The sequence below is a fragment of the Pseudomonas sp. Z1-14 genome, assembly GCF_051132005.1.
Lineage (GTDB): Bacteria > Pseudomonadota > Gammaproteobacteria > Pseudomonadales > Pseudomonadaceae > Aquipseudomonas.
Window position 1 is genome coordinate 3,660,806 of sequence record NZ_CP071646.1, and the last position, 23,788, is coordinate 3,684,593.

At 52.2% G+C, this 23,788-nt stretch carries 21 protein-coding genes and 2 pseudogenes; 9 read left to right on the forward strand and 14 right to left on the reverse strand.

Annotated features, from left to right (window positions below; translation table 11 throughout):
- Positions 1 to 343 precede the first annotated feature (343 nt).
- From J3P89_RS16325 to J3P89_RS16390, 14 genes and pseudogenes are all read right to left on the reverse strand, one after another.
- Positions 344 to 543 (reverse strand): annotated as a pseudogene (locus J3P89_RS16325) (transposase); the annotation flags it as partial.
- 1,165 nt (positions 544 to 1,708) lie between these two features.
- Entirely contained in the window at positions 1,709 to 2,182 is a 474-nt protein-coding gene (locus J3P89_RS16330) for a MarR family winged helix-turn-helix transcriptional regulator (RefSeq protein WP_434694903.1), read from the reverse strand.
- Positions 2,183 to 2,903: 721 nt separating this feature from the next.
- Entirely contained in the window at positions 2,904 to 3,794 is an 891-nt protein-coding gene (locus J3P89_RS16335; protein ID WP_434694904.1) for an intradiol ring-cleavage dioxygenase, read from the reverse strand.
- 43 nt (positions 3,795 to 3,837) lie between these two features.
- Complete coding sequence (locus J3P89_RS16340; RefSeq protein WP_434694905.1) at positions 3,838 to 4,893, reverse strand: maleylacetate reductase; 1,056 nt, start codon at positions 4,891 to 4,893, stop codon at positions 3,838 to 3,840.
- Positions 4,894 to 5,130: 237 nt separating this feature from the next.
- On the reverse strand, positions 5,131 to 5,610 hold the full coding sequence (locus tag J3P89_RS16345) for an aromatic-ring-hydroxylating dioxygenase subunit beta (RefSeq protein ID WP_434694906.1): 480 nt from the start codon (positions 5,608 to 5,610) through the stop codon (positions 5,131 to 5,133).
- A gap of 31 nt (positions 5,611 to 5,641) precedes the next feature.
- Positions 5,642 to 6,934 carry an aromatic ring-hydroxylating oxygenase subunit alpha gene (locus J3P89_RS16350; RefSeq protein WP_434694908.1) on the reverse strand — a complete coding sequence of 431 codons (1,293 nt, stop codon included), beginning with the start codon at positions 6,932 to 6,934 and terminating at the stop codon, positions 5,642 to 5,644.
- 137 nt (positions 6,935 to 7,071) lie between these two features.
- Positions 7,072 to 8,484, reverse strand: a complete 1,413-nt coding sequence (locus J3P89_RS16355; RefSeq protein ID WP_434694909.1) for an aldehyde dehydrogenase family protein — start codon at positions 8,482 to 8,484, stop codon at positions 7,072 to 7,074.
- Positions 8,485 to 8,502: 18 nt separating this feature from the next.
- On the reverse strand, positions 8,503 to 8,823 hold the full coding sequence (locus J3P89_RS16360; RefSeq protein WP_434694910.1) for a 2Fe-2S iron-sulfur cluster-binding protein: 321 nt from the start codon (positions 8,821 to 8,823) through the stop codon (positions 8,503 to 8,505).
- Positions 8,824 to 8,852: 29 nt separating this feature from the next.
- Positions 8,853 to 10,115, reverse strand: a complete 1,263-nt coding sequence (locus tag J3P89_RS16365; protein WP_434694911.1) for an NAD(P)/FAD-dependent oxidoreductase — start codon at positions 10,113 to 10,115, stop codon at positions 8,853 to 8,855.
- Positions 10,116 to 10,141: 26 nt separating this feature from the next.
- A complete protein-coding gene (locus J3P89_RS16370; RefSeq protein ID WP_434694912.1) occupies positions 10,142 to 10,531 on the reverse strand; it encodes a nuclear transport factor 2 family protein in 390 nt (129 codons plus the stop codon).
- A 27-nt stretch (positions 10,532 to 10,558) separates the two neighbouring features.
- Positions 10,559 to 11,167: a hypothetical protein gene (locus tag J3P89_RS16375; protein WP_434694913.1), complete on the reverse strand. Its 609-nt coding sequence runs from the start codon at positions 11,165 to 11,167 to the stop codon at positions 10,559 to 10,561.
- 82 nt (positions 11,168 to 11,249) lie between these two features.
- Positions 11,250 to 12,461, reverse strand: a complete 1,212-nt coding sequence (locus tag J3P89_RS16380) for an aromatic ring-hydroxylating oxygenase subunit alpha (protein ID WP_434694914.1) — start codon at positions 12,459 to 12,461, stop codon at positions 11,250 to 11,252.
- Positions 12,458 to 13,681 (reverse strand): hypothetical protein, encoded by a 1,224-nt coding sequence (locus tag J3P89_RS16385; RefSeq protein WP_434694915.1) that lies wholly within the window; start codon positions 13,679 to 13,681, stop codon positions 12,458 to 12,460. Before J3P89_RS16385 ends, J3P89_RS16380 begins: the two co-directional genes overlap by 4 nt.
- 756 nt (positions 13,682 to 14,437) lie before the next feature.
- Positions 14,438 to 15,778 carry a hypothetical protein gene (locus tag J3P89_RS16390; protein ID WP_434694916.1) on the reverse strand — a complete coding sequence of 447 codons (1,341 nt, stop codon included), beginning with the start codon at positions 15,776 to 15,778 and terminating at the stop codon, positions 14,438 to 14,440.
- 727 nt (positions 15,779 to 16,505) lie between these two features.
- Between J3P89_RS16390 and J3P89_RS16395 the strand changes: the two genes are divergently transcribed.
- The 9 genes and pseudogenes from J3P89_RS16395 to J3P89_RS16435 all read left to right on the forward strand — a co-directional run bounded on the left by J3P89_RS16395 (position 16,506) and on the right by J3P89_RS16435 (position 23,649).
- Positions 16,506 to 16,736 (forward strand): hypothetical protein, encoded by a 231-nt coding sequence (locus J3P89_RS16395; RefSeq protein ID WP_434694918.1) that lies wholly within the window; start codon positions 16,506 to 16,508, stop codon positions 16,734 to 16,736.
- Positions 16,737 to 16,795: 59 nt separating this feature from the next.
- Positions 16,796 to 17,303 (forward strand): annotated as a pseudogene (locus J3P89_RS16400) (methyl-accepting chemotaxis protein); the annotation flags it as partial.
- 796 nt (positions 17,304 to 18,099) lie between these two features.
- Entirely contained in the window at positions 18,100 to 18,843 is a 744-nt protein-coding gene (locus J3P89_RS16405; RefSeq protein WP_434694919.1) for a hypothetical protein, read from the forward strand.
- 112 nt (positions 18,844 to 18,955) lie between these two features.
- Positions 18,956 to 19,186: an AlpA family transcriptional regulator gene (locus J3P89_RS16410; protein ID WP_434694920.1), complete on the forward strand. Its 231-nt coding sequence runs from the start codon at positions 18,956 to 18,958 to the stop codon at positions 19,184 to 19,186.
- Between the two features lie 4 nt (positions 19,187 to 19,190).
- A complete protein-coding gene (locus J3P89_RS16415) occupies positions 19,191 to 20,033 on the forward strand; it encodes a ParA family protein (protein ID WP_434694921.1) in 843 nt (280 codons plus the stop codon).
- Positions 20,034 to 20,112: 79 nt separating this feature from the next.
- Entirely contained in the window at positions 20,113 to 20,322 is a 210-nt protein-coding gene (locus tag J3P89_RS16420) for a hypothetical protein (protein ID WP_434694922.1), read from the forward strand.
- Between the two features lie 14 nt (positions 20,323 to 20,336).
- Positions 20,337 to 21,920: a ParB family protein gene (locus J3P89_RS16425; RefSeq protein WP_434694923.1), complete on the forward strand. Its 1,584-nt coding sequence runs from the start codon at positions 20,337 to 20,339 to the stop codon at positions 21,918 to 21,920.
- Positions 21,917 to 22,465: a DUF2857 domain-containing protein gene (locus J3P89_RS16430; protein WP_434694924.1), complete on the forward strand. Its 549-nt coding sequence runs from the start codon at positions 21,917 to 21,919 to the stop codon at positions 22,463 to 22,465. The genes J3P89_RS16425 and J3P89_RS16430 overlap by 4 nt, the downstream gene beginning before the upstream one ends.
- The gene (locus J3P89_RS16435; protein ID WP_434694925.1) at positions 22,462 to 23,649 is read left to right on the forward strand and encodes an STY4528 family pathogenicity island replication protein; all 1,188 of its coding nucleotides are present in this window, start codon (positions 22,462 to 22,464) and stop codon (positions 23,647 to 23,649) included. The genes J3P89_RS16430 and J3P89_RS16435 overlap by 4 nt, the downstream gene beginning before the upstream one ends.
- The last annotated feature ends 139 nt before the right edge of the window (positions 23,650 to 23,788 follow it).

Consider the following 23,788-nt stretch of genomic DNA (forward strand, 5'->3'; position numbering starts at 1 on the left):
TTCGCTGTAGGTGCTGCATACAAATGCGTGAAGAATCTCGGATTTTCTGCTTGGACAAGACCCAGCCACTACACCGCTTGACGTAGGGAGAATCGGTAGTTGCTCTTCAGTCATTTGAGCAGGTGCGAACGCAAGGAGCTCGGCAATCGATAGCTGACATTTCGTACCTAATAACGGTAGTTTGGTCCATCCTCGAATCGCGTCCCACCTGTGAGAAAAACTCTCCAAGTCATCTGTCGTTGATCGAAGAATGTGCCGTTTTTCGATCGTGTCTATTATTCTGCCGGTTGCCTGAACTCATTCATGGCACTTTTTCAGTAAGGGCCGCAATGCCCTAGTTCACCGTAACGTTGCGCATACCCAGCCAGATTAGCCTGGTGGCCGCGTCATTGGTCGGGACGTGGCCTCTCGTTTTGATGATCTATCGCCGTTTAGCGTTGATGCTCTCGATTGAGTTGGTCGTATGATCACTTTCCGGACGTCAAGTGGGAGGACAACTTGATCCCAGACACTTCGCGAGGCAGCCGCGAGGGTCGGATGCTGTTAACCCCGGTGGGCCGGTTTTGAACAAGTACAAAACCATTGGGGCGGCATCGGCGTTGATCGATTGATAGATTAGCTTGAGAGCCTTGGCTAGTTTCCCCGGCGTTGTCCCATGGTCGAGGCTACGCGGAGGTGCGTGATGCAGGTTTCTGCAACCTCCTCTCAGGAAAGACCACGCTCAGAGCCTCTGGAACTTTTTGACGTCGTCAGTTACGACAATAGGCACGTCTTCGAAGCCGCGTGTCTTGAAATTACTGAGGACCTTTATCCAAAGCTTGACGCCTTCCGTTTTCTATCCAGAAGGCCAAGATGCCGCGGGTTCCGTCTGGTAATACGCCCATGACTAATTAGATCGCCGTACTGCTGACCAGTCCTCGCTCCCTGATTTTGACCCGCAGCGCGTCGGAGAAGATGACCGGGTTTACACCTGCTATAGCAGGAATTGTCGCCAGGCGCCGATCTGGACAGGTGGGCCAGATACATTTTTTCACTTTGGCATTGAATTGCATCATGACAGGCGTGCGCGTGAAAGAAACTGGGGCACAACGTCCAGAATCAAATGGTAGCTTTAAATCTGCCGTTCTCTTTGGAGCGGCTGTGACCAAGCTATTTGTGCTTCGCACGCAACAGCGCTCTGCATAAACGGATCAGTCAAGGTTTTTGTCAGGGGAATTTAGATTGAAGCATCCTAGTTTTTCGCAAAAACAACGTAGGTAATGAAAAGCTATGACGAATATCGTTCCGAAAAGCTAACAACCGGCTTGACTGGTATGGAGCATTAAGAAGTACGACGGGAAGAACAGAATTTGCTTGGTTACCGCCAGCGTGAGCAGATAGCTCGTACAATGTACAGGGGTTCGAAACGAAGAACTGGCAGCTGAACTGAACCGCCCCCATTTATCCACGCCCACCTACGACTAGCTCCCCGCAAGTGAGCGGCACCGCGCAAGCCACACCGAACGGACTCCCGAAATCATCCAAATTCGTCGTGAAGCGACGAAATAACCGCTGCTTTTGCTTAACCTACCAAACCAGCTCAGAGACCGAAATGACCAGCATCCGTAAACTTCGAGCACAACAGCCCTTCGTAAGCTTAGGTGCACGCTGGCAACATAAATCCTACGAAGACTCGACAAGCAGTATTCGTTTCTTTGGAAACCGCGCCTCAAACAATTCGACTGAGCTGGTTAGCTATCTTCTCAAGCGTTTTATTAATTAATCGCAGCTCCTCGGGGGAAGAAGTGAAGAAACTTTCATCTCGTATACGCATCACTTCGATCATCGCTTTAGCGCGTAATTCCTCTCCTCTTTTAGTAAGGCACACATCCGTCACTCGACGATCAGAAGGTCTGACCCGGGTCATAACCAACTGATCGGAAATCATCCTCTGAATTATTTTGGTCACTGTGTTAAGTCTAAGCGTAGTGAACTCGGCAATCTCAGAAACCGACATGTACTCTGTTTCATATAGCGTCATCATTACGCGCCACCTCGGATCATCTACACCAAGCGATTTCAATCGCTTCTCGATCGCACGTGAATAAAATGAGTTCACTCGATGAATCCAGAAATATGGCCAAGACTCGCGCAACTCAGTGGGGGTAAGCTGTGTTACATCTTGATTAATCTTAGGGGTCATAAAAAGCCTTTTCTTGACGAACTGTACCTGCTGAGCCGCAGGCCTGCGAGATTTTAGCAATAAGCAGATCTGTATGCGACATGGATCGTTCCCGAGCAGTCACCACAGCCGATCGAATGTGGAGTTGCGCTGCGTACCCGCTCAATGGCGAGGAGTGAATTTGGCGGTGAGCAATACTGGCGAGCTGGTCAAATGGCTGTAATCTATATCCCGCGTAGCTCCTCGTCTGGACACCGCCACTCTTGCATCCAGGCCAAGAGACAGGTCGTGGATTGAAGCCATGGCGCGCTCCGCCCATAGGAATCCACGTAACGGTCTCTGCCAGCAACGCAAGGTGGCGCGGGCAGAGCTCGGCACAAAAAATGTCGGGGAACGAACGGAAAAACAACAGAACTGAGCTTAACGTTAGCTGCTTATGACAATCGCTTCGGCGAAACGTAACCGATTAAATAGAGCATGCGATAGTTTACAAGCACCCACTCCAAACCGGCTCATCAGGCCGAAATGCGTCATGGCCATCTAAGTATTGGATTTGAGCAAAAGTGCCGTAACCTCAAGGTAATGACTTTGTTACAAAGACCAAACAGAAAAATCGCGACACCCAATGCTGAGAATTTCATCGAAACTGTCCAAACCAACGCCTAGTCCGTTCTGACTCTCTCGCATTGGAATTAAGAATTTATCTTACTAGTTGATACTCAAAACTGGAGATGCTTTTGTGTTAGGAAGCCAACACAAAATTATATTTGGCGCTCCATACAGCGTCACTCCTATCGCATTTTTTAAATGGTGTAATGAGACTCTTTTTAACCCCAAATACAGCGTCCGAATCAATGTAAAGGCTGTCCGCCGTAAAAATGTGTGTGATCAGTTTCCGGTAGCCCTTGGCCGCAACACGGAAATGGATGTGTGCCGGGCGATACGGGTGACGATCAAGCTTTTCGAGCAGCTGACCGACGGGCCCGTCATTAGGGATCGGATATGAAACGGGCTTTATTCCATAAAAGCTATACAGGCCGTCAGCGCCTGTAATAAAAACACCACGGTTATTCCATTTTGGCTGCAATTCTGGCTGTTGCACATCGTAATACCCAGCAGCGTTGTCGCACCATACGTCGATGACCGCGCCTTCGATTGGATTGCCTTCTATGTCAATGACGCGCCCCTCGAACAGGCACTTTTCGCCTTTAGCGTCAAGACTGATGTTCGCGCCCATTTCCAGGTGCGGCGCGCCCTCCACGTGAAACGGTCCGAACACAGTGCTTTCGGTCGCACCAAACGGATGTCGATTGTTCACCGCATCCACTAACATGGAGATCCCGAGTACGTCCGATAATAAGATAAACTCCTGACGCTCTTCACTACATAACTGTCCCGTGCGAGTGACAAAGTCGATACCTAGCTCCCATTCTTCCTGCGTTAGTTCGATTTCCTTTATGAACGCATGCAGATGCTGAATCAAACACGTCATCACCTGCTTTAGGCGAGGGTTAACGCTTCCACCCATGCGGAGGTTCACTACCTCAACGGATGTATCCTCACTAAAAAAAGGAAAACCAGTTCCATTATGCGTTAACTGGTTCATCTCTCCATCTTCAGTTTGCGTTGACATACTCGATCCCTCCTAATGGTATTTTTTGCAAATTGAGAGCCGCTTAGTTTGGGCGATGGCCCGCCCATGCACGTTGCAGCAAAGCACGAATGCCGTCCCGAGTGACTTCTTCAGGGTTCCAATATGGATTGCTGACCGCAATGTCGGATGCCCTGTCCAGATCTGACTCAGCCAAACCCAACTCGCACAGCGAGCGCGGCGCGCAAAGCGTCTCTGCGAGATCATATAAGCCGCCAGGGAGATCGTCCTCGAACAAGGCAGCGGCAGGCGCAAGTTCGCTTGCTGCGGCCCTAGCGTTATAAGCAATTGAATGCGGGAGGATGGCCGCATGGGTCTCAGCGTGCGGCAGGTTGAAACTGCCTCCGAGCACATGGCAAAGCTTGTGGTGCAGCGACATTCCGACAACCCCGAGCACCGTTCCGCACAACCATGCCCCATACAAAGCTAGTGAACGCGCTTCAATATCCCCCGGTTGTTTAACAATTAACCTAAGCGCTTCACTCATGGAACGGAGTCCTTCGACCGCTAGTAGGCTCGAAATAGGATTTCGATCTTGGGCATACAATCCTTCGACCGCATGTGCTATTGCGTTCAGCCCGCTGGCCACGCTTACCTTTACCGGCAGTTCTAATGTGAGTTCAGGGTCGTAGATAACGGTTTCCGGCAAGATTCGCGCATCACTGCGGGTTCGTTTTATACCGTTCTCAGTTTCACCGAGCACTGGGGTCACCTCTGAGCCGGCATAGGTGGTTGCAATCACTACTTGCGCGGCATCGTTACGCAACGCGATAGCTTTGCCCAACCCAATTGTAGACCCTCCTCCGTAAGCAACAATGCAATCGGCTTTAGTTTCAACAAATGCCTGCATCGCTTTTTCAGTTACATCTACTGGCGTGTGCATCACTGCCCCTGCAAAAACACCACCGCTTAACAAGCCAAGCTGCGCTGCCACTCTCTCGGCATTCACTTTCTGGTTCTGGGTGCACAATATTAATGCACGCTTACCACCAAGTTTTTCCACTTCAGCGGATATATTTTGTGACGCGCCGCGACCAAACACAATCCGCGCTGGGTTGATACGAAAATTGAAGCTCAACATGTGTGCTGTCTCATAAGGCTTAATCACATAATGCGAGACGCGCATAGCACGGCACCGCGGGGATTATCGCGTTGGTGAAGATTGTCGGCGGCAAAAATGGCAAACTTGTAACCAGTTAATAGCGTATATACGTGTGCCGACAAGGCGCACATAAGGCCGTTGAACGTCCATTGTAAAAAGCTGGGTCCACGCGGAGCCTGTCCATCTAAGATTCACAGCCCTTGTGAATTCTAAAAGTTAAAAAATGTATCCTACGGTAACCAATGCGTCGTCGGAATTGATAAGCAGCACCTTCTTGCGCTTAATTTTGAAGCTATCAAGAGTTCTGGCGAGCTGAAACTCGACGTCAGCGGTGTTGTAGCGTATGTTGCTTTTTCGATACTCAGTCATTAGTTGAGCTGCGCGAACGGTGATAATCCCGTTGGCATCAGAGATGATACGAATGCGTGAAACTTGACGCACGGTGCGGGGCACGGGCGATGTTGAAATGGATTCCCCCCCGGTCAACCGTTCCACACGCAGCGTTCGCATGTTCTTGTCATCGTATGCGTAATTCAGCACGTTGCTGTACTCCGTATTAGGAGAGCGATCAATAGGCACGACATAAAGCCCGTCTTCTTCCCACAGCTCAAGCCAAGCGTTGTATTCGAGTTGGTCGAGCATGTCGGCCTCAGTCCAGATGAAGGCCGTTACCTGTTGCAACAATTCGGTGTTCATTTGAGTTCTCTTTTCAAGTTCTGGACGACTTTCAAGCAGACATACTTTTGAGCCACTGCTGGTAAGCGGCTCGCATACCGGTCTCAGCACTTACATCGCTCTTCGGGCCATCTTCTCCAAGAATTTCGTTGGGCAGGCCGCGATTTACCAGAACCCACAAGTCTGTGCCGGCGGCGGCCCCTTTTTGCACACGCTCCCATGCTTCACCGTCATCTGGTGTGCCGAATCCCATCGGTCCCTGGAAATGCTCATGCACACGCATTCTGGCTTGATTGGCACCAGCGGGACCGCCATCCATAACGAGAGCGACGTGGTGGATCTCGGTTTCGTTCACCGCGATAGGCTGAAGCACACGGAAGAAAGCCATCGAGCAAGCTACATTGGGAAACAGATTGAGGTTGAAACCCGCACCGCCTACTGCGCGAACGATGCGACGAACACTGAGTTCATCGCGACCCTCTGCGCGTAACTCCACGGCGAGCTCTTCGAAACGCTCAGGGATGTCACGCTCAAGGTCCGCTTCCAAATCTACCAGTTCAGGAATCATCACATTGACGCTATGGCCATTTCCTAAGTCCTCAACGAAGCCTGGATTATTCCAGAAGTCCATTGTCTGCAACATTTCCTCGTCAACCGAGCTGAGAAAGGATTTATGAACGATAGGGAAATGGTACGCGTCTGTGGTGTTCTCCAGCTGAATTTTCCAATTGCCAGGGAAGCGGAAGCGGTGCGTTCCCGCCACTTTGATTGGATGGCCGCCACCTTGCTTCATAAACAAATTTATCCATTTCTTCACTGGGCCCAGCCAGTCGGACAACGGCATAATGTCCTGTTTGAATGTAGCGAATACCATCCCTGCATAAGTTGCGACTCGTAGGCCGACCAAAGGGAGGTCGGCTTTGTTCAGTGATTCACCGTAGCTTTCAGGCGAAGGGACTCCGCGCAGCGATCCGTCGAGTGCATAGCTCCAACCGTGATAGGGGCATACAAAACTGTTAGTCTTACCCGACTTTCCTTCACAAACTGTTGCGCCACGATGACGACAGCGGTTCAGCAGCACATTGATCTCGCCCTTACGGTCACGAACCACTATGACTGGCTCCTTTCCAACCCAATGATTCTTGAAACTGCCCGATTCAGGTATTTCGCTTTCATGCGCCACCCATACCCAGGTAGTTTTAAATATTTTCTCCATTTCAACCTCGAACAACGCCGGGTCGGTATATAGAGATGTGTGGATGCGGTCTGGTTTTACCAGATCAGTAACATTGCGACGAAGAACGATAGGCTGCGCTGTCGGTGTATCTGAGAGTTCTGGGCACATGGATAACTCCTTAATATTTACTATAAGCCAGAGGATCGCTAACTGTGCCTCGGGCGACATAATGCTGTTGCATTAATCACTCGGCCGAAGCCAGGCTTCGTAGATTATTCTATATTTTTTTCCAGACTATCACATAGTTACTTAGCAATATTTATCACTTGTATGTAAGTGTATTCTTTCAACCCATCAATGCTAAACTCCGTCCCGATACCTGAGCTCTTCACTCCACCGAATGGTGCCATGGGGCTCAGTAACGAGTGAGAATTGACCCAAGCGGTACCGCACTCAAGGAGAGCAGCTATTTTAGCCCCTGCCTCGACATCGTTGCTCCATACAGAGCCTCCCAAGCCTACGTCTAACGAGTTCGCGCGCGCCACGGCTTCTTCAACCGTTTCATATTTGAGAATAGGCAAGGCCGGACCGAACTGTTCTTCTTTGACTAATAACATGTCGTCGGATACGTCCGCGACAACAGTGGGCTTGTAGAAGTAACCGGGACCTTTAAGAGGCATGCCGCCGGTGACAATTCTAGCCCCACGTTTACGTGCATCCTCTACAAGCGAAGCAACTTTTTCAAGTTGCATTCTGTTACTCAATGGGCCGATATGATTACTCGCATCCAGACCGGTGCCGACGCGCTTAGTTGAAACATAAGCAGCAATCTTTTCGACGATTTCTTCATATTGGGATGAATGGACAAATAGGCGCTTGAGAGCAGAGCAATTCTGTCCGCAATTCAAGAAGCTGGCGAGGAACAAGCGATCAATGAACGGGTCTATGTTCGTGCCTGGGAGAATGATTCCTGCATCGTTGCCACCGAGTTCGAGGGTCAAGCGCTTCAATGTCCCAGCCGAATTAGACATTATGTGGCGACCGATGGCTGTCGAACCCGTAAAAACGATCTTATTAATGTCCGGATGCGTGGAAATGCGGTCGCCAATCTCCGCGCCGCCCGTGACGACGTTAATGACTCCCGGCGGCAATAGAGTATTCATCAATTCGACCAAGCGAAGCGTGGTCAGAGGTGTATAGGGAGAGGGTTTTATGACTACTGTACAACCGATATGAATGGCTGGCATGACATGCCATATGGCGATGGCTAGTGGCCAATTCCACGGAGTGATGGACGCGACCACGCCAAGCGGCTTTCGCACCGCGACGATCCTGCCCTGCGCGTCGTTCTGGATCACCTCATCATCCAGTCGCAAGCCAGCAGTGACACGTGTCCATGCAGCGGCGCCGCCCACTTCATAGTCCGCACCGAACTCTCCTTGAGTCTTACCTTGCTCAAGCGTCAGAAGCGTAGATAACTCTTGAGCATTGGCCTCGATAAGATCAGCAATTTCATTCAGTTTGGCCGACCGATATTCAGGTGTTTGCGCGGCCCAACCGGGAAATGCCCTGCGGGCTGCGGCGACCGCAGTGTCAAGCAGCTCAACGGTACCCTTCGGCGCTTCGGCAACTACCGATTCGTCGGCAGGGTTCAAGACTGGGAACGTGTCTGAGCTTGTAACGCTATGACCATCGACCGTCATCGTGTAAATGCGCATTTACTTCTCCGTTTCTACTCATTCTTGCCGCGAAGGTGTGCGGACGACCAAGCCATCAAGCGCCGCCGTTACTTTGATCTGGCATGAGAGGCGACTGTTGCTTTGCACTTCGAAGGCGTAGTCCAACATCTCGCGCTCTTGCTCGGGCGCCACACCTACTAGTGGGACCCATTCCTCGTCCACATACACGTGGCACGTACCGCAAGCACAACTGCCGCCGCACATAGCAACAATCCCTGGCACGCTATTTTTTCGGGCCGCATCCATTACAGATTGCCCGGGGCTACCTTCGACGCAACGCTTCGTGCCCTGGAAATCAATGAAGATGATCTTTGCCATATCAATGTCAATCCTTCTCAAACGCTCTGCTAATGGATATGCTCCATGATGACTTCCTTCATGGAAACCAAAGGGTTTACAAGCCTCTGCCGGTCAACCAGTCTGCCGCTTCCAATGAGCGCTCTCCCCGCCATAAACTCCGCAGGGGAGTTTATGGCCTCGATCGCACGCACCGCGTCGCCTTTTAAATGGAAAACGGAAAACTTACCTTTGTCAGGATCACCGCGCACGAGCTCTGAATCGGCATCGAAAGGGTAACCAGCGAATTGCAGCTTCGTATCGAACTGGTCGGACCACTGCCAGGGCACCTCGCAGGCGAACGCCGGTCTGCCTGCAATCGCGCATGCCGCTTGCTTGGCTTGTTCTAGCGCGTTGGGCACGCTCTCCATACGGAACATACAGTTGTACAGAGGCATTGGGCGCTTCGACACGTCACCTATCGCGAAAATTGTCGGCTCGGAAGTTCGGGCCTCGAGATTAACTAAGATTCCACGGTCGCACTCCAAGCCAGCCTGCTCTGCGATTTCCTGGTTGGGAACGGCACCAATACCAACGACCGCTACGCTGCAGGAAATCGTGCGTCCGTCCGCTAGCTTTACGCCTGATATACGGCCGTTGCTCCCTTCAAACGACACAACGCTGACGCCCAATTCGAACCGCACACCTTCTGCCTCATGTAGCGAGGTCATAAAGCTAGACAATGTTCCGCAAGCGACGCGGGACAAAACCCGCACCTCACGCTCCAATACGACGACCTGCATACCTAATGTCCGGCAGGTTGCTGCGACTTCCAAACCAACGTAACCCGCACCTAGCACCGCCACCGTTTCCCCGGGTCGGATGGCGGCTTTCAGCGCTTTAGCGTCAGCGATGCTGCGCAGTGACAACACACCGCCGAGATCCGCCCCCGGGACCCGTATGGGAACAGCCCTTGAACCGGTGGCGAGAACGAGGTAATCGTAGGGAAGTATGGATCCGTCAGAAAGCCAAACCTTTTTTTGTAGAGCATTGACGCGGTCAGCGCGGACGCTGGAAAGCAGTGCAATGTTGTGCTCTATGTAGAACGAAGGGGTTTTCAAGGTGAGTGCGTCGGCATCCGTCCCCCCCTTTAGCCATGCTTTGGACAGCGGGGGGCGTTGATAAGGTGCCTCCGGTTCTTCGCCCACCATCGTGATAGACCAGTCAGGGCAATACTCACGCAGCATAGCCGCTACCGTTCCGCCAGCGTGGCCCGCACCCACGATGACAATCCGTTTGTTAGTAAGCGAAGTTTGTTCAAGTTTCGCGCTCATTGTCGTAACCTTTTTAGGATTAAGCCTCAAGCCGCGTTCGTTGTAGCTTTAGCGGTCACAATCCAGTCGCCATCGGTTTTGTTGAGCAGGAAGAAGGTTTTCATATCGCCGCCCTCAAGCTGATCTTCTGCAAGCTCCACCGCAGCGATATCGCTGTGAATCTTGACGGATAAGACACGACCTTTAAAGTTTGGGCTGTGCTCGAACGTTGGCGGGAGCTTAGACATGTAATCAACTATCATTTCACCCACCTTGCCTGCCGTGATAGCAAGCCGACCTCCAAATTGCGCAGCCATGAGCGCCTGTGGATGGAAGACTTCTATCATGTCGCTAGGACGGGTCAGGGCGATGGCATCTATATATTTCTGAACGACCGCAGTAACTTCCGCTTCGTCCTGAGAGAGATGTGAGGACATACTTCACTCCTTATCTAGTGGGTTGAGTCAGAAACGCATTTCTGTCGGAACTGTCAATTCTGGGTGCAAATCAAACTTATGTTCTTCGACGGGCAGGTCATAGCAGCTGACGGCTACTGTACCGGCGCCTTGCGAAAAAATTGGCCAGTTGAAAACCTCGTGATTTAGACGCATGTATTCGCCCGGCGAGAGGTAAACTACGCACTGTTGACCGTTTTTTAGCTGCAAGCCCTTGGCAATTAAGCCTGCGAACAAGAAGTGAATGTTATTGACGAGCAGGTGGTGTGGCGTCAGATAGTTTTGAATCGTTTCTTTGGAGAGCTCAGCCACAGGAGCGTCTGCATCCCCACCAAGGAAACGCACACACATGGAGAAGCCTCCGTTATCATTGGCGACGAGATTCCCTACTCGGCGATGATCGAAGCCGCCGCCAACCAGCGCTGCCTCTGTATCTGCGTCCAGCGACTTCAAGACACGCTCCGCCTGGTCCTGCCTGATCGGCGACGACCAAGACCGTACTTCGCGCAAAAATGCTGAGTCGACATTGAACTGGCCGATCTCCATCGGGCCGATGATGCGATTGATCGAATCGATGTCTGCGTAAACATCACCGTTGAACATTCTCAAAATAGCCATTTTTCTAACTCCAGTTGTGACGACAATAGTTTGACACCAAGGCGCATCGCGAATGCGGCGCCCTGCGTTTGTTAGTTACGACCTACTCCTCTTTCTGAATCTGGTTCACCCACCATTCATAATAGTGGTGCAACCAGCCTTCAAACTTAGGATGCAAATAGCCCTGCTTGTTGAACGAAGAGCGAACTCCGGCCTGAAGTGAAGTGCAGGCCAATGTATCTTCGTCCTGCACGTCTTTCATAAATTGCACTTCATTAGCAATTAAAGTTTGGGCATTTGGGACTTCGTGCGCCCAGTCCGCAATGGAAATGCAGGATGCCGATTGGTTCCTATCGACGCTCTTGTGCTGAGTAGTAATGAAAGAAATCTGATGAGGCTGGATAAAACAGATCAAGCTTGGATAGACTCCAAGGTACATGGCGTCATACGAACGATCCGCAGCGCGCTGCTCATCCATCCATGGCGGAGTGCCAAAAGGGTGGTACACACCAGCCTCATGCATTTCCTGCGTGCCGGTCTGCCCATATAATGTAAAAAGCTCACCGGAAGCAATGACACGATGAGCTGCAGGAGGCATGGCTTCACTAATGCGCTCGTTGTGTACGCCAATGTGATGGTAAGCTTCGAAACCGGTCTCAAATGAAAACTTGTAGTTCCAATCAGACTCATACGGCATTTTGTCTGCGAACTTAAATTTCGAAAGGCCGTAATTTTTAATGTACTTGTCCGCCTCCGCGAGCTGAGGTGCGAGTGGCTTTGCATCTTTGTCAAAGTTAATGAATATGAGTCCATTCCATAACTCGAGACGCAATTGTGGCAAACCGCAGTCTTTCTTGTCCAAACCTTGTATGGACTCAAGCGACATTGCTCGAAGCGAACCATCTAGATTATAAGACCAGCGATGGTAAGGACATACGAGGACGCTAGCGTTACCCTTTTCTTCTTGAGCCACTTTAGCCCAACGGTGGCGGCAAGAGTTGACAAGGCAGTGCAACTCACCCTCCTTGTCCCGCGTGATAACCAGCGGCTCACCGAACATCTCAATGGTGAAGTAGTCGCCAGGCTTCTCCGCCCAATCCCAAGGACCGACAAATAACCAATTTTTCTTCAGGACATTTTCAACTTCCCACTTCCAGATATCTGGATCCGTGTAAAAGCGGGCAGGCAATATACCGCGAACACCGTTGGAGCCATCGCGAACGAGTTTAATTTCTTCATCAGTCAATACGGGTTTAGGAACGCCCGCACCGAAGATTAGCGACGATGACGAGACTTTGCTAGGGCAGGAACTCATGATTCACCTCCGAGGATATTGTTTTTGTTTGAAGGGGTTAATTGCGGAGCATCAAGGCTCCTACGTACGATGAATACGCATATCGCGGCTAAGACGCATGAGGCACAAGCGGTCCAGCCTACCGCATCGCCTGATACGACATCACTGAGGAGTCCTCCAAGTGCTGGCGCGACAGCACCAGCTAAAAATGCCGCCCCACCCACGAGGTTGGCAGCGCACCCTCCCGAATCAAGAGCAGAAGCACTTCCGATAACGAAGGGCATCACGAAAAATGCTGCGGCGCCGTAAAGAAACATCGCCGTTGCATACAGGAATAATGATTGGCCAGCAGACATCATAACGCCGGCAAGCGCCCCCACAAGCAACCCGATAGAGAGAGGCATAACTACGCCTAATCGTCGGTCAAAGATCCCCGCCAAAATTGATCCACCAATACTGAATAGGGTAGTTAAACCTAGAATAATGCCGATGGTTTTGGCGTCGAAGTCACGCACTTGGGCGAGAAACTCCGAATAAGTCCAAAGCATTGCCATCGCCAAGTTACATAATACGCTGCACACAAGCAAAAGTTTGATCGCGAACCAATTCGCACTTGATCCTCTCATGGACCTCTGCACGAATTGCGCCCCCCCAGGACGAACCAGATTTCCGCTAAAGAAGGAAATCAAGAGCGGCAGAACAAATAAAATAACTTGCGAATAGAAAAACACTTTTGCACCGTTTTCTTCGATCGCCATGGGCAATATACCCATACATACGCCAGTAAGGAGATTTGCCAAGAAAAAAGCAGATGCCATCATGCGCACGCCATGCCGATGAAGCGAGGCCCAGTAGACGGCGCCCGCATATAAGAAGCCGCAGGCAATACCTGAGATCGCACGGATCGCAACGAATGCCCCTAACGATAAGTCCAGACACGACACCAACTGAACGCTCAAGGCGATCGCCGCTGCCCCAGTGGATACCCTACTTAAGCTCAAGCGGCTCAAAGGCTTCGCCAACGCGAAAACCGTAACGGAAGTGAGCACCATCTCCAACGTGACGATGCCGCCTGCGGCAGACAAGCTCAATGAATATTGGGCCGCGATAACACCCAACATTAAGGGGGCGAAAAAAGCCATTGATGCGCCCATCGCGAATAACACCGCGACGTACGTGTAACTCAAGGCAGTCCGCGCGCCGAGGTCAGGCTTGACCAGTGCAGTAGTCACAGAATCCATATTATTATTCTCTCATTCACGTGATCATTGACGCAATCTACCTGAAAAACCTCTCCGCCTTCAAGCCCAATTTCGCCTGGATTTGTGGAAAATTCAAGGTCAAATTGCCCAACAAATCAGCAGAAATTCTATTTACAAATGAGTTTTTATGTGAGCATTCATGTGAATATCTTGCCTTGATTCGCTTGATGGGCTGCTTTGGAGCCTGCCCTACCATCGCAAGCTCCAACTCGATCTCTTGGAAATGCCTGAGGTTCCTCAGATCTCAAAGAGTACATATCGGGAAACCTCATTAAGGGCGAGGGCTTATCAAGTCACTCAAGCCGAGAAGCCAATTCAGGCAAAATGGAGTAACAGCGCGAGCGCGTCCTATCGCGAGACATGACGCTGCACGCTTGATCGAGATTCATGTACCGATTCGTAACTTAGTTGGGACCCGCTTTTAAATGCGAACAATAGATAGATGTACTACTCTTTCTCAGCACTCATCCAATCAAATCTAACTTGGTGAAAACTACGATTCCAAACAAAACCTTGTAATTGTTCTGCCCCCTCAAACAACAGCTATGTTAAGAGAAGCCCCCCCAATGCAACACAAAATATCAAACTAGAAGAAGAGCAGGCTCGAAGACATGATAAAACACATCTCTTATTAGCCTCGTAGCACCTCGCTCCAGAATAATTAAACAGACCTCACGGAGGCGAGGTCTAGTCCCACTGCGTGCTCTTACTCCATACTGACCAAGCGCTCACGAATTAAAAGCTAAATCCGAGAACGAGAGCCGTGTACAGATTATATTTATCATTTCCAATCTGGCTTCCGCCTTCGCTGTACGACGCGTCCGGATCGTAGATACCCACTAACGGAATTATGGTCGCGTAGTCGGTTACCCTCCATAACGCGTAGATATCCATTTCCTTCCCCCCCAAATCACCAAGTGATGTATCTACAGGCGCATGCTTGTAAAAAACCGCACCAACACTTAGCCTCTCACCTGGATTGGCAGTAATAGACAGTTGATTGACTCGGCTATTAGTATTAAAGGGCCCGGCAAAATTTCCCGAAACCTCACCGAGAAACCACGTCCCTGGCCCATGAACGTAGCCATAAAACAAATGGTCATACTTATCAGAGAAATAGCTGTAGCGGTAGCTAAGAGTGGGAGCCCAAGGAAAAGAAGCTAGTGTCCATCCCGCTTCTAAATACCAAGCACTCTCAGAGGCCCCATGCTCTTTATTCTGCAAAACGTAATGCCCCGCCAACGATAAGCTGTCAATCCCGGCATTGCCTTGCCCACGAACACTGTAAACCTTAGTTCCCTTTCTATCTGGGTACAAAAAAGAAAGTTTATCATCGATGTCCACTATATCAATGTAAGTTAATCCAACCGTCCCTTTAGGTGAGACATGCTCAAGTGTTGCAACCGCCATCTCAGGCTTGGCCTGAGCGGGGTTGTCAGACGCCAGCCACATGAGATCGCCGCGCCATCCTTCGCTCCCCCCTATGCGGATGATTCCCGTCCGATCAAACGACCTACGCACCCCCATATAATACCCGCCTCCGCGATTCAGTTGCCCATCTAGGATTTCATGTCCAAAGTTCAGCTGATCACCGGCTATAACGAAACCATCGCCCACTATTATTTTCTGGCTGCCAAAAGAGATATCCAATCCGTCGACCCCCAACCCCGGAAAAAAATCTCCCGAACGCCATCCAAGATAAAGCTCCTCCCAGTCCGACTTACGCTCCGTGCCATTCGTAAATCCAGCAGGATCCCCATCCCCAAAAGTTCCGCTAGTCAATCCAGACATTGCCCCATATAAGGATGAACCTTCTTCAGCAAGCTTTTGAATACCACTGAGGCCGTACTCGGTATAACCTTCCATCCATTCACGACTTCCCTCGGTAAGAGTGCCCGACTGCATGTAACTTTGCTGACTATGCATAGCACCCATCCAGATTTCAAGCTTAGCATCCACCCGGGTGTTCCCATCATCAAATAGATTTAAAGCAAAACTCGACGAGGTCATAAAGATCGCACATACACCTCCAAAAAATCGTGTGCGATTAATATTAGCGTATTTATTGTATGACATGACATTCCTCACTATTATTTTTATAATAAAGGTTTACTTGATGCGCAAGGATGCTCTGGCTAAGTTGCCAGTTATTGCATAAGAACAGACACTACGCTTTCGACCCAAATCCCGAGATAGGCCATCACCTCCACACTCATTGGTATAAGCATTAAGTCCTTGCAGACAATTGTGACCGCACCCGGCTACCACCAGCTGGTTGCTCCCGATCCCCCCGACTCCGAAGCTTGGTACTAGGCAACCAGGATTAATAAGATCATTTAAAACTATTTCTAACGTAGAATCATGTCAAGTAATTTCATAAAAAAATATCCGTAGAATTTTTTTCCTAGTATAAACAATACGTTATCTGCCTCATCTGCGCGCATTATTGGTGTGTCTGTACGTTACAATATGTATCACCTGATAATGTTACCATCCGACTTATAACACTCTTTTTGCTCGCAGCTGATAGCGCATCAGTCGGTCCATGCTCTCAGGGGCTGATCAACCCAGTGGCAACCGTGGACACCGTGAAGTACTGCGTAGAATAAGTACTCAATTTGCTTGAGCCGACTTGTTAGCTCCAAAAGCGTCTAAGCAAACACCTGCTGAAGGGTCTCCAAGCGGAACGGCATCAGCACGTACATCTGATCGCAGTAATATCATCGACGCGCCAGGCGATTCCAGCACGGTCAGGAAGAGCGCCTGCGGGTCGGTTCGTCATGCCGAAGCGGCGCCATTCGTCGTGCAGAATCGCGTAACTGTGGGTGGCCGCGAACAGGATAACCACCGGCAGTTGCAGGCGATGCTCTACAAAGTCTGGATGGTGTACTGGGCGCTGCGGTCCACTGCCCACAAAGTCCCAAACAGCGCACCAAGCGCAGCCCAGGCGGCTTGGGAGGCCGATCAGGCATCCAGGAACGGCATCACCATCATCGAGCGCAGCACCCGAAACATTAATGCCTTGGCCAATTAGGTCAGCAACGCCGTAAAGAGGTCGAAGCCTTAGCGGCCAATAGCGAGTAGATCGGTTCGGTGCTGGAGGTGATCCGAAGCATCGCCTAGCGAACCAATCTGTTGGCACTCAATGCCGCGATCGAAGCGGCGGGGGCCGGAGGAACGCGGTCGGGGTTTTGAGGGGGTTGCGTTTGACGTAAGCAATCTTGCCAAGAGAACCCATGGTTCGGCCGAGGAGATCCGTCAGGTGATCGAGGACACCCACACCCATATTCGTGGCGTGCTGGCGACCATGCGCTCAAGCGAGACACAGGCCCAGGGCAACGCCAGGCAGATCCATCAGGCGGTGGCGGCGCTCGGCCGGATCAGCGATGCAGTGACCGTATTCAGTGATATGAACCTGCAGATCGCCGGTGCGGCAGAGGAACAAAGCGCGGTAGCCGAGGAGATCAATCGCAACGTCTCGACCATTCGCGGTCGGAGCGAAAGGAAGACTAAACGGGCCGCCTAATCGGCCCAGATCAGCAACCAGCTCAATGCAAGGGCTAACAATCAGATGAAACTGATGGATCAATTCCGTGTGTAGAATGCCGCGGTTATCAGCTTCTCTGCGAGGCCAGACGCGCCAACAACTCGGCCGCCGAGCCGGCAATCAAGTTACACAGGTAGCTCTGCTGGAACGCGCGGAACCGATCGCTGCGCCCAACTAGGCCCATCCTGCCAAGGATCCGCTGTTTGTCATCTAAGATCGGCGTGACGCCCGTGCGTCCCAGGTGCAGCTTCCGATAATACAGTGGTTACACAAAATGCTTGCCTAGCTCCTACTCGGTCTGATCTTCCTGCATGCCATCGGCGCTCTCAAGCCCAGGTTCTCTGACCAAGACTCTGGAAAATGACATTCTCCGCCGCCTGTTTTGGCGCTGCGGGGAGGGAGACGTCAAAGCGCGCAATGACACATTGCATAATTACTCAATGATGGAAAGTAGCTATGTAACATTACGACCGGATTGAATCCTAAACGTGAAATGTACAGGGACCTACGGCGTCGGCCTTGCAACTATCAACATCTACCAGCCGCGGGAAGCGTTTGCAGGCTTTGCCAACGCTCCATTCTGCTTCTCGTCAGAATCTCCTAGCAAGGGTAACAGGAAATGCATAACTGAATGCTTGCTAATAATTAATGCCTATATAAATTTTACTGATTTCCTCTTGCACACAATCCTTTGTCGATGATATCCATGCGCCCCTAGTCCAAGGGCGCCAACCGAGCGGTTTCGGGATCGTTGAGCTCCGACTTGTAGAACGCTCTAATAAGGCTTTAAGAAAGATAAGGTTTAAATCAGCGAATCCGCTAACAATAGGCTTAAGGGAAGAAACTTAAGATGAACGGACGTCATTCTGATCCGCGCGCTAAAATTTTTTACAAGCCCATTGAGGCAGCCCTGCTTTGGTGCGAGCTTACTCAGTTTGAAGCACAGATTCTCGCAGCTAACGAAGATTCACCTTTCAAACTAGCCAAGCTATTTCCACAATGGCCATGCCTACATTCCAACCTTGAAAGAATCGTGGACGCCATTCAATGCAGAGAATTACCGTATGGGCAACTAGGGATTCCCGTTCCGATGGGAACGCCGGTCGAATGCTCCCTAATGACGATCAGACATACCGATCTCAGATATTGGATGAAACGTTATTATCCTAATCAAAGACCTCGATTTTTGTTTGAGCACAGTGAATCTAAGCGACTTGTCAGGATCGATTCGTTTCTGGCTTTGCAAGCAGACAGAGAAGCCCTTCAACTACGACTAAATAAGGTAGAGGCCGACTACCAAGAGCTCTTGTCAAACCTCCAATCCATTGGACTTGAACGAGACGAGTTGAAACAACTTCTCCAATCTAGGGGAACGGTAAGCCGGCGCAGCGAATTCACATTCCTGCGTATCATAGGTGCTTTGATAGGTTTGATGCTCGAGCGATCCCCCTCAGGAAAACCTTTCTCAGTTTTTAACAGCCAAGCCTCGATCGTCGCAGCGTTGCTCGCCCACTATGAAAACGTCCCCGGCATAACCAAACGCACCTTGGACGAAAAATTTGCTGCGGCAAAGCGTAGCTTAAATACACAGTGAGAGTCATTGCACTGCAACCCCTCTGATTGCAGTGCAATGACTCTCTGCCATTTCTGCTATTCAATTCAGGTCACTTCCCACTACGCGCCGATCAACGCCAGGAGTGACCAGCATGTATAGCCAATCCTCACCCGCCGCTGAACAACCTCAACCACATCTCGAACGCCACATCATGCGGCGTGACGAAGTGGAGCGGAAAACCGGCTTCAAGCGTGCGCACATCTACAACTTGATGAAGGAAGGTAAATTCCCCCAAGCTAAACGCATTGGATTGCGTGCCGTCGGCTGGGACTCGCTGGAGATCGAACAGTGGATCACTGAGCGTTTGGCGCAGCAGGTCTGATGCCATGCGCGTGGTATCGGTGGTGTCCACCAAAGGTGGGGTAGGCAAAACCACACTAGCTGCCAATCTCGGCGGTCTGTTGGCTGATGCTGGCCTACGCGTCCTGCTGCTCGATCTGGATAGCCAACCCACCCTCTCCAGCTATTACGCCTTGAACCACGAGGCTATCGCCGGTGCGTACGAACTCATCGCGCTCAACCAGACAGATCATGCGCAGATAATTTCCACAACGATGGTCATCGGTCTCGACCTGATCCTCTCCAACGACGATCAAGGTCGACTGACCACTTTGTTGCTGCACGCCCCTGACGGGCGATTACGACTGCGCAATGTGCTCGACCATTTCCGCCCCAGTTATGACCTCCTGTTGATCGACACCCAAGGTGCACGTAGCGTGCTGCTGGAAATGGCCATCCTGGCCTCCGATCTCGCCCTTTCTCCCATTACGCCGGAAATGCTCGCCGCCCGCGAACTGCATCGCGGCACCTTGAAGCTGCTCAACGACCTCGAACCATTCCGTCACTTGGGCATTGCGCCGCCGCCGTTACGACTGTTGCTGAACCAGGTCAATAGCGTACGTGTAGACACACAAATGATCAGCCGAGGCCTGCGTGAGAGCTTCGCTGGGAATACCAGTATCTCCGTTCTAGACACCATAGTTCCAGACCGAGTGGCGTACCTCAATGCCGCGTCCCTTGGTGTACCGGTTCACCGAATCGATACGCGCTGCTCAGGTGGTGGACGCTCGCCATCTGCGCTGAAAACCATGCAAGCAATCGCTACCGAGTTGTTTCCGGAATGGGGCGACGCGATTTGTATGGTGAGCAGGTGCGTGGAGGTGCAGTGAGGCGAAACACCGGCTGGCATTTCTCGCCACGGTATTTTATCGACCTTGATGCCAACAGCGTTTGGCAAGGAGTTTTTTGATGTTGGACCAGCTTCCGATCATCGTTCAACCATCCATTCACCCCCGCCGTCCACCTAGCGAGGAGTACTGCACCGTGGTCTTTCGCTTGCAGGGTGGACACTCGGCTATGGGTTGGTTTCTCGCAGAACTGGCCCGACATTTCGAAGGTTCGGGCGCTGCCGAGATCGTTAAATTCGAACTCGGTGACCATTCGCGTAACCGGCGTTAACTGAGGCTTTTACAATGAAGAAGCTCAGTCAAGAGGAGATCACCGACAAATTGCACCAGGACCATTTTTCTCGGGGTCCAGAATTGGAGGGACTGTCCGATCCGGTCATCGACACCCCCATGCTGGTCACGCTGGAGCAACTGCGGCCCTACGAACACAACCCACGCTTCATCCGCAATCCACTTTATGAGGATATAAAAGCCTCGATCCGTGAACGCGGGCTGGATCAACCGCCGCCGATTACCCGTCGCCCGGGTGAAACCTATTTCATCATCCGCAACGGCGGTAATACGCGATTGGCGATTCTCGGCGAGCTATGGCAGGAAACGCACGATGAGCGCTTCTTTCGCATTCATTGCCTGTTCCGACCCTGGACCGATGAAATCAGCGCCCTGCTCGGCCATCTCGCTGAGAGCGATCTGCACGGCCAACTCACCTTCATCGAACGTGCTCTGGCTGTAGCCAAACTCAAGACCATGCTCGCCCCTGATGGAGCAACACTCTCGCAACGAGAGCTGGCACGACGTCTTACCGCTGGGGGCTACCCCGTTTCGCAGTCGCACATCAGTCGGATGCTGGACACCCTCGAACATTTACTACCCGCCATTCCACAAACCCTATATGCAGGGTTGGGGAAACCAAAAATTGAACGCCTGATTGGTCTACGTAGCCAGGCTGAACGAACCTGGAATCGTTATCCGAACGACGCCATTGCGTTCACCGAGTTTTGGCTCGACACCTTAGGGCAATTTGATGCCGACCCAGAGTCCTTCAACCTTGAGCAAATCCAGGATGAACTGCTCGAACGCATGAGCCGCTTACTCGGCCAGTCCTACCGCATGTTGGCCCTTGAGCTGGGCGATACCCACCGGATTATCCGGGCGCCCGACATTGTCGTCACGCCCCCGGAGAGCAACCCTCTGCCGAGCGTCAATGAGCCCGCGGCCGAGCCTCCCCCCTCCGAGCCGCATTCCAAATCAGCTGAAACCAAGACCCCGGCCGAAACAGAGCGAGAGGAGCAGCTCACGCTGCCCGAAACGAATGTCGCATCAGCAGTCAGCCCTCCGTCACGTGTCCAGCAGATCCGCGAACAGATTGGTCGCGCCACTGCCGCCGAACCAACACAGATCGTCGCAACCTGCCCGATCGACGACATTTGGATCATCGCACCAGCACTGGATACCCCCGAACAACTGCGTTCAGCCATTGCCGGCCTGGCTCGGGAAATGGCGGCATATGCCGGACATCCCGAGAGCATCATCGACCAGAAAAATGGTCTGGGCTTTGCCCTGAACATCGAGCAACTTAATCTTGCTGCGCCTCGTGCGGCCGGCGTTCACCTATTGCTATTGGCCCTGCTGCGTGCCCAAGACGAAGTGAACTGGGAGGATCGCAAGCAATTGCCCTCAGCCCTGTTCGGGCAACTGCTATTGGGGGTCTATCAACTCCCGCTGACAGACCGTCCCGTCGTGGACGTAGGACTGGAACGACTGCCCAACTATCTGCTAATCAAACTGTATCGCCTCATTCGCTTAGCCCGGCGCCTGATCGACTTAACGCTTACCCATGAAGACGATTCACCAAGGGAGCTGCCATGAACCTGTCCTTCAATGTGCTCAACCAGGCCATGCTGACCCAGGTCCTTCATGAGTTGCGCCTGGGTAACTTGCAACGCTGCAAAGCACTCGGACTGGGTGAAGACGACATCTACCTGTTGCAATCCTTACCGCCCACCACACTGTCACGTCTGGCCCATGCCACCGTACCCTGGGTTGAGGTCAAGATTGATTCGCCGGTGCTGCATCGGTTGATCGACCAGGCCGAACGCGACGAACAGAACGAGCGCTTGATCAACCGAGCCCTCAAGCTCGGCGCTAGCAGTACCATCATGTATCAGTACTTCGGCTTGGCGCATTCGGAAACCGCCCTGCGCCGACGACTGCTCAAGATAGAAACCCGTAAAGGCCGCCCTCAGAACTTGAGCGAAGCGCAGGAACATGCGCTTTGGCAGCGTTGGTGCCAGCTACGCGCTGAGGACGGTGCTGAGGATCAGCTCGACGCCATGATGATGTTGGCAGAGGAGCAACAGATCAGCTTGACCATCGTTTGGCAGCAAATCGACCATTACAGCAAGAGAGCATGAACACTGCCCCGTCCGGTCGCTGGCAACGTGTCCTGCAGCAATGCACCCAGCAGCTGAGTGAACGCTGGCCCGCGCGCCCTACCACGGAACCGCCCTCCAACCAGGCTCTTCAGGCTGGCTTTTTGTTCAGTGGCCAATCACACGAAGTCGTGCCGCGTCGCTTGCTGCTGGATTGTCGGCTTACGCCATTGGAGCGTAATGCATGGCAAGTATTTCGACTCATGCTGCAAGGCCAGGGTGTGGTCACACCGCGCTATGAAGATCTGCAACCTTACCTGTCGAGCGTACCCTACGGTGCGTCAGCCTCCCGTGAAACCATCGCTCGCGTCTTGACGATGCTCAGGCTGACGCGCTGGCTCAGTTTGGTGAGTCGTGGCCGCGATCATCTCAGCGGGCGCCTGCAAGGTTCTCTGTACGTCCTGCACGATGAACCGTTAACGCCCGCCGAAGCCATGGAGCTGGATCAGGATTATCTGGAGCTGGTCGGACATGCCCTCTCTCACGCGACCAAGGCGGTGCGAATTGTCGCTCGGCATGTTTTGGAAGACGTTCGTCAGGACACCGATATCGATTTGGGTCGACTCCCCACCCGGCTCGACAGTTGGGGCGACCATTGGACGCAGCAAGGATTGGATCTCGCAACCGATGAAGCGTTACACGATTCCGAACTGGGTGGCGCCCACCGCGTTCGGAATCGTGCGGGGCCTAGTTCGGAATCCGAACCGGGTCTGAACGCCCATGTTTCCGGCACCGTTCGGAATCCGAACGCTGCCTGTACTGTATTAAAAGAAAGTATATGTACGGTACCGCGCGCGACCCAGGCGGTGGATAACCTGCACTGGCCTGATCCGCTGCACCTGAGTCCGAGCGAGCGGCAAGCCGTCACCGTAGCGCTGAACAAGCTTAAACCAGCAGATCGGCAGGCGGTGCTCAACGAAGCGGGCGCACGCTGTGCGGCAGGACGCGTCCGCAAACCCGCGGCGTATCTGATGGGCCTGATCCAGCGGGCGCTCAAAGGCAATTTCCACCCTTGGGCAGGTCAGGCTGAATCGTTACCCATGGCAGAATCGCTACCCACCCCTTCACGCCCACCTAGGAAAAAGGGCGAACCCGCCTCTGCCCTCGCCCAGGCGTGCCTGGATGAACTGCGCCAGCTGCGTAGCAAACGCCCTGGACGTCAGTAGATTTGATGCCACTGGCATCACTGTCGAGCGTGTCGAAAATCAACCGTCTCGAACCAAACCGAACACACCGCATTCAACTTTTCGGCTGTCCTTGACCTTCATCTGTCGCAACGTTCCCGTCCAAGCCTATGCGAGGACG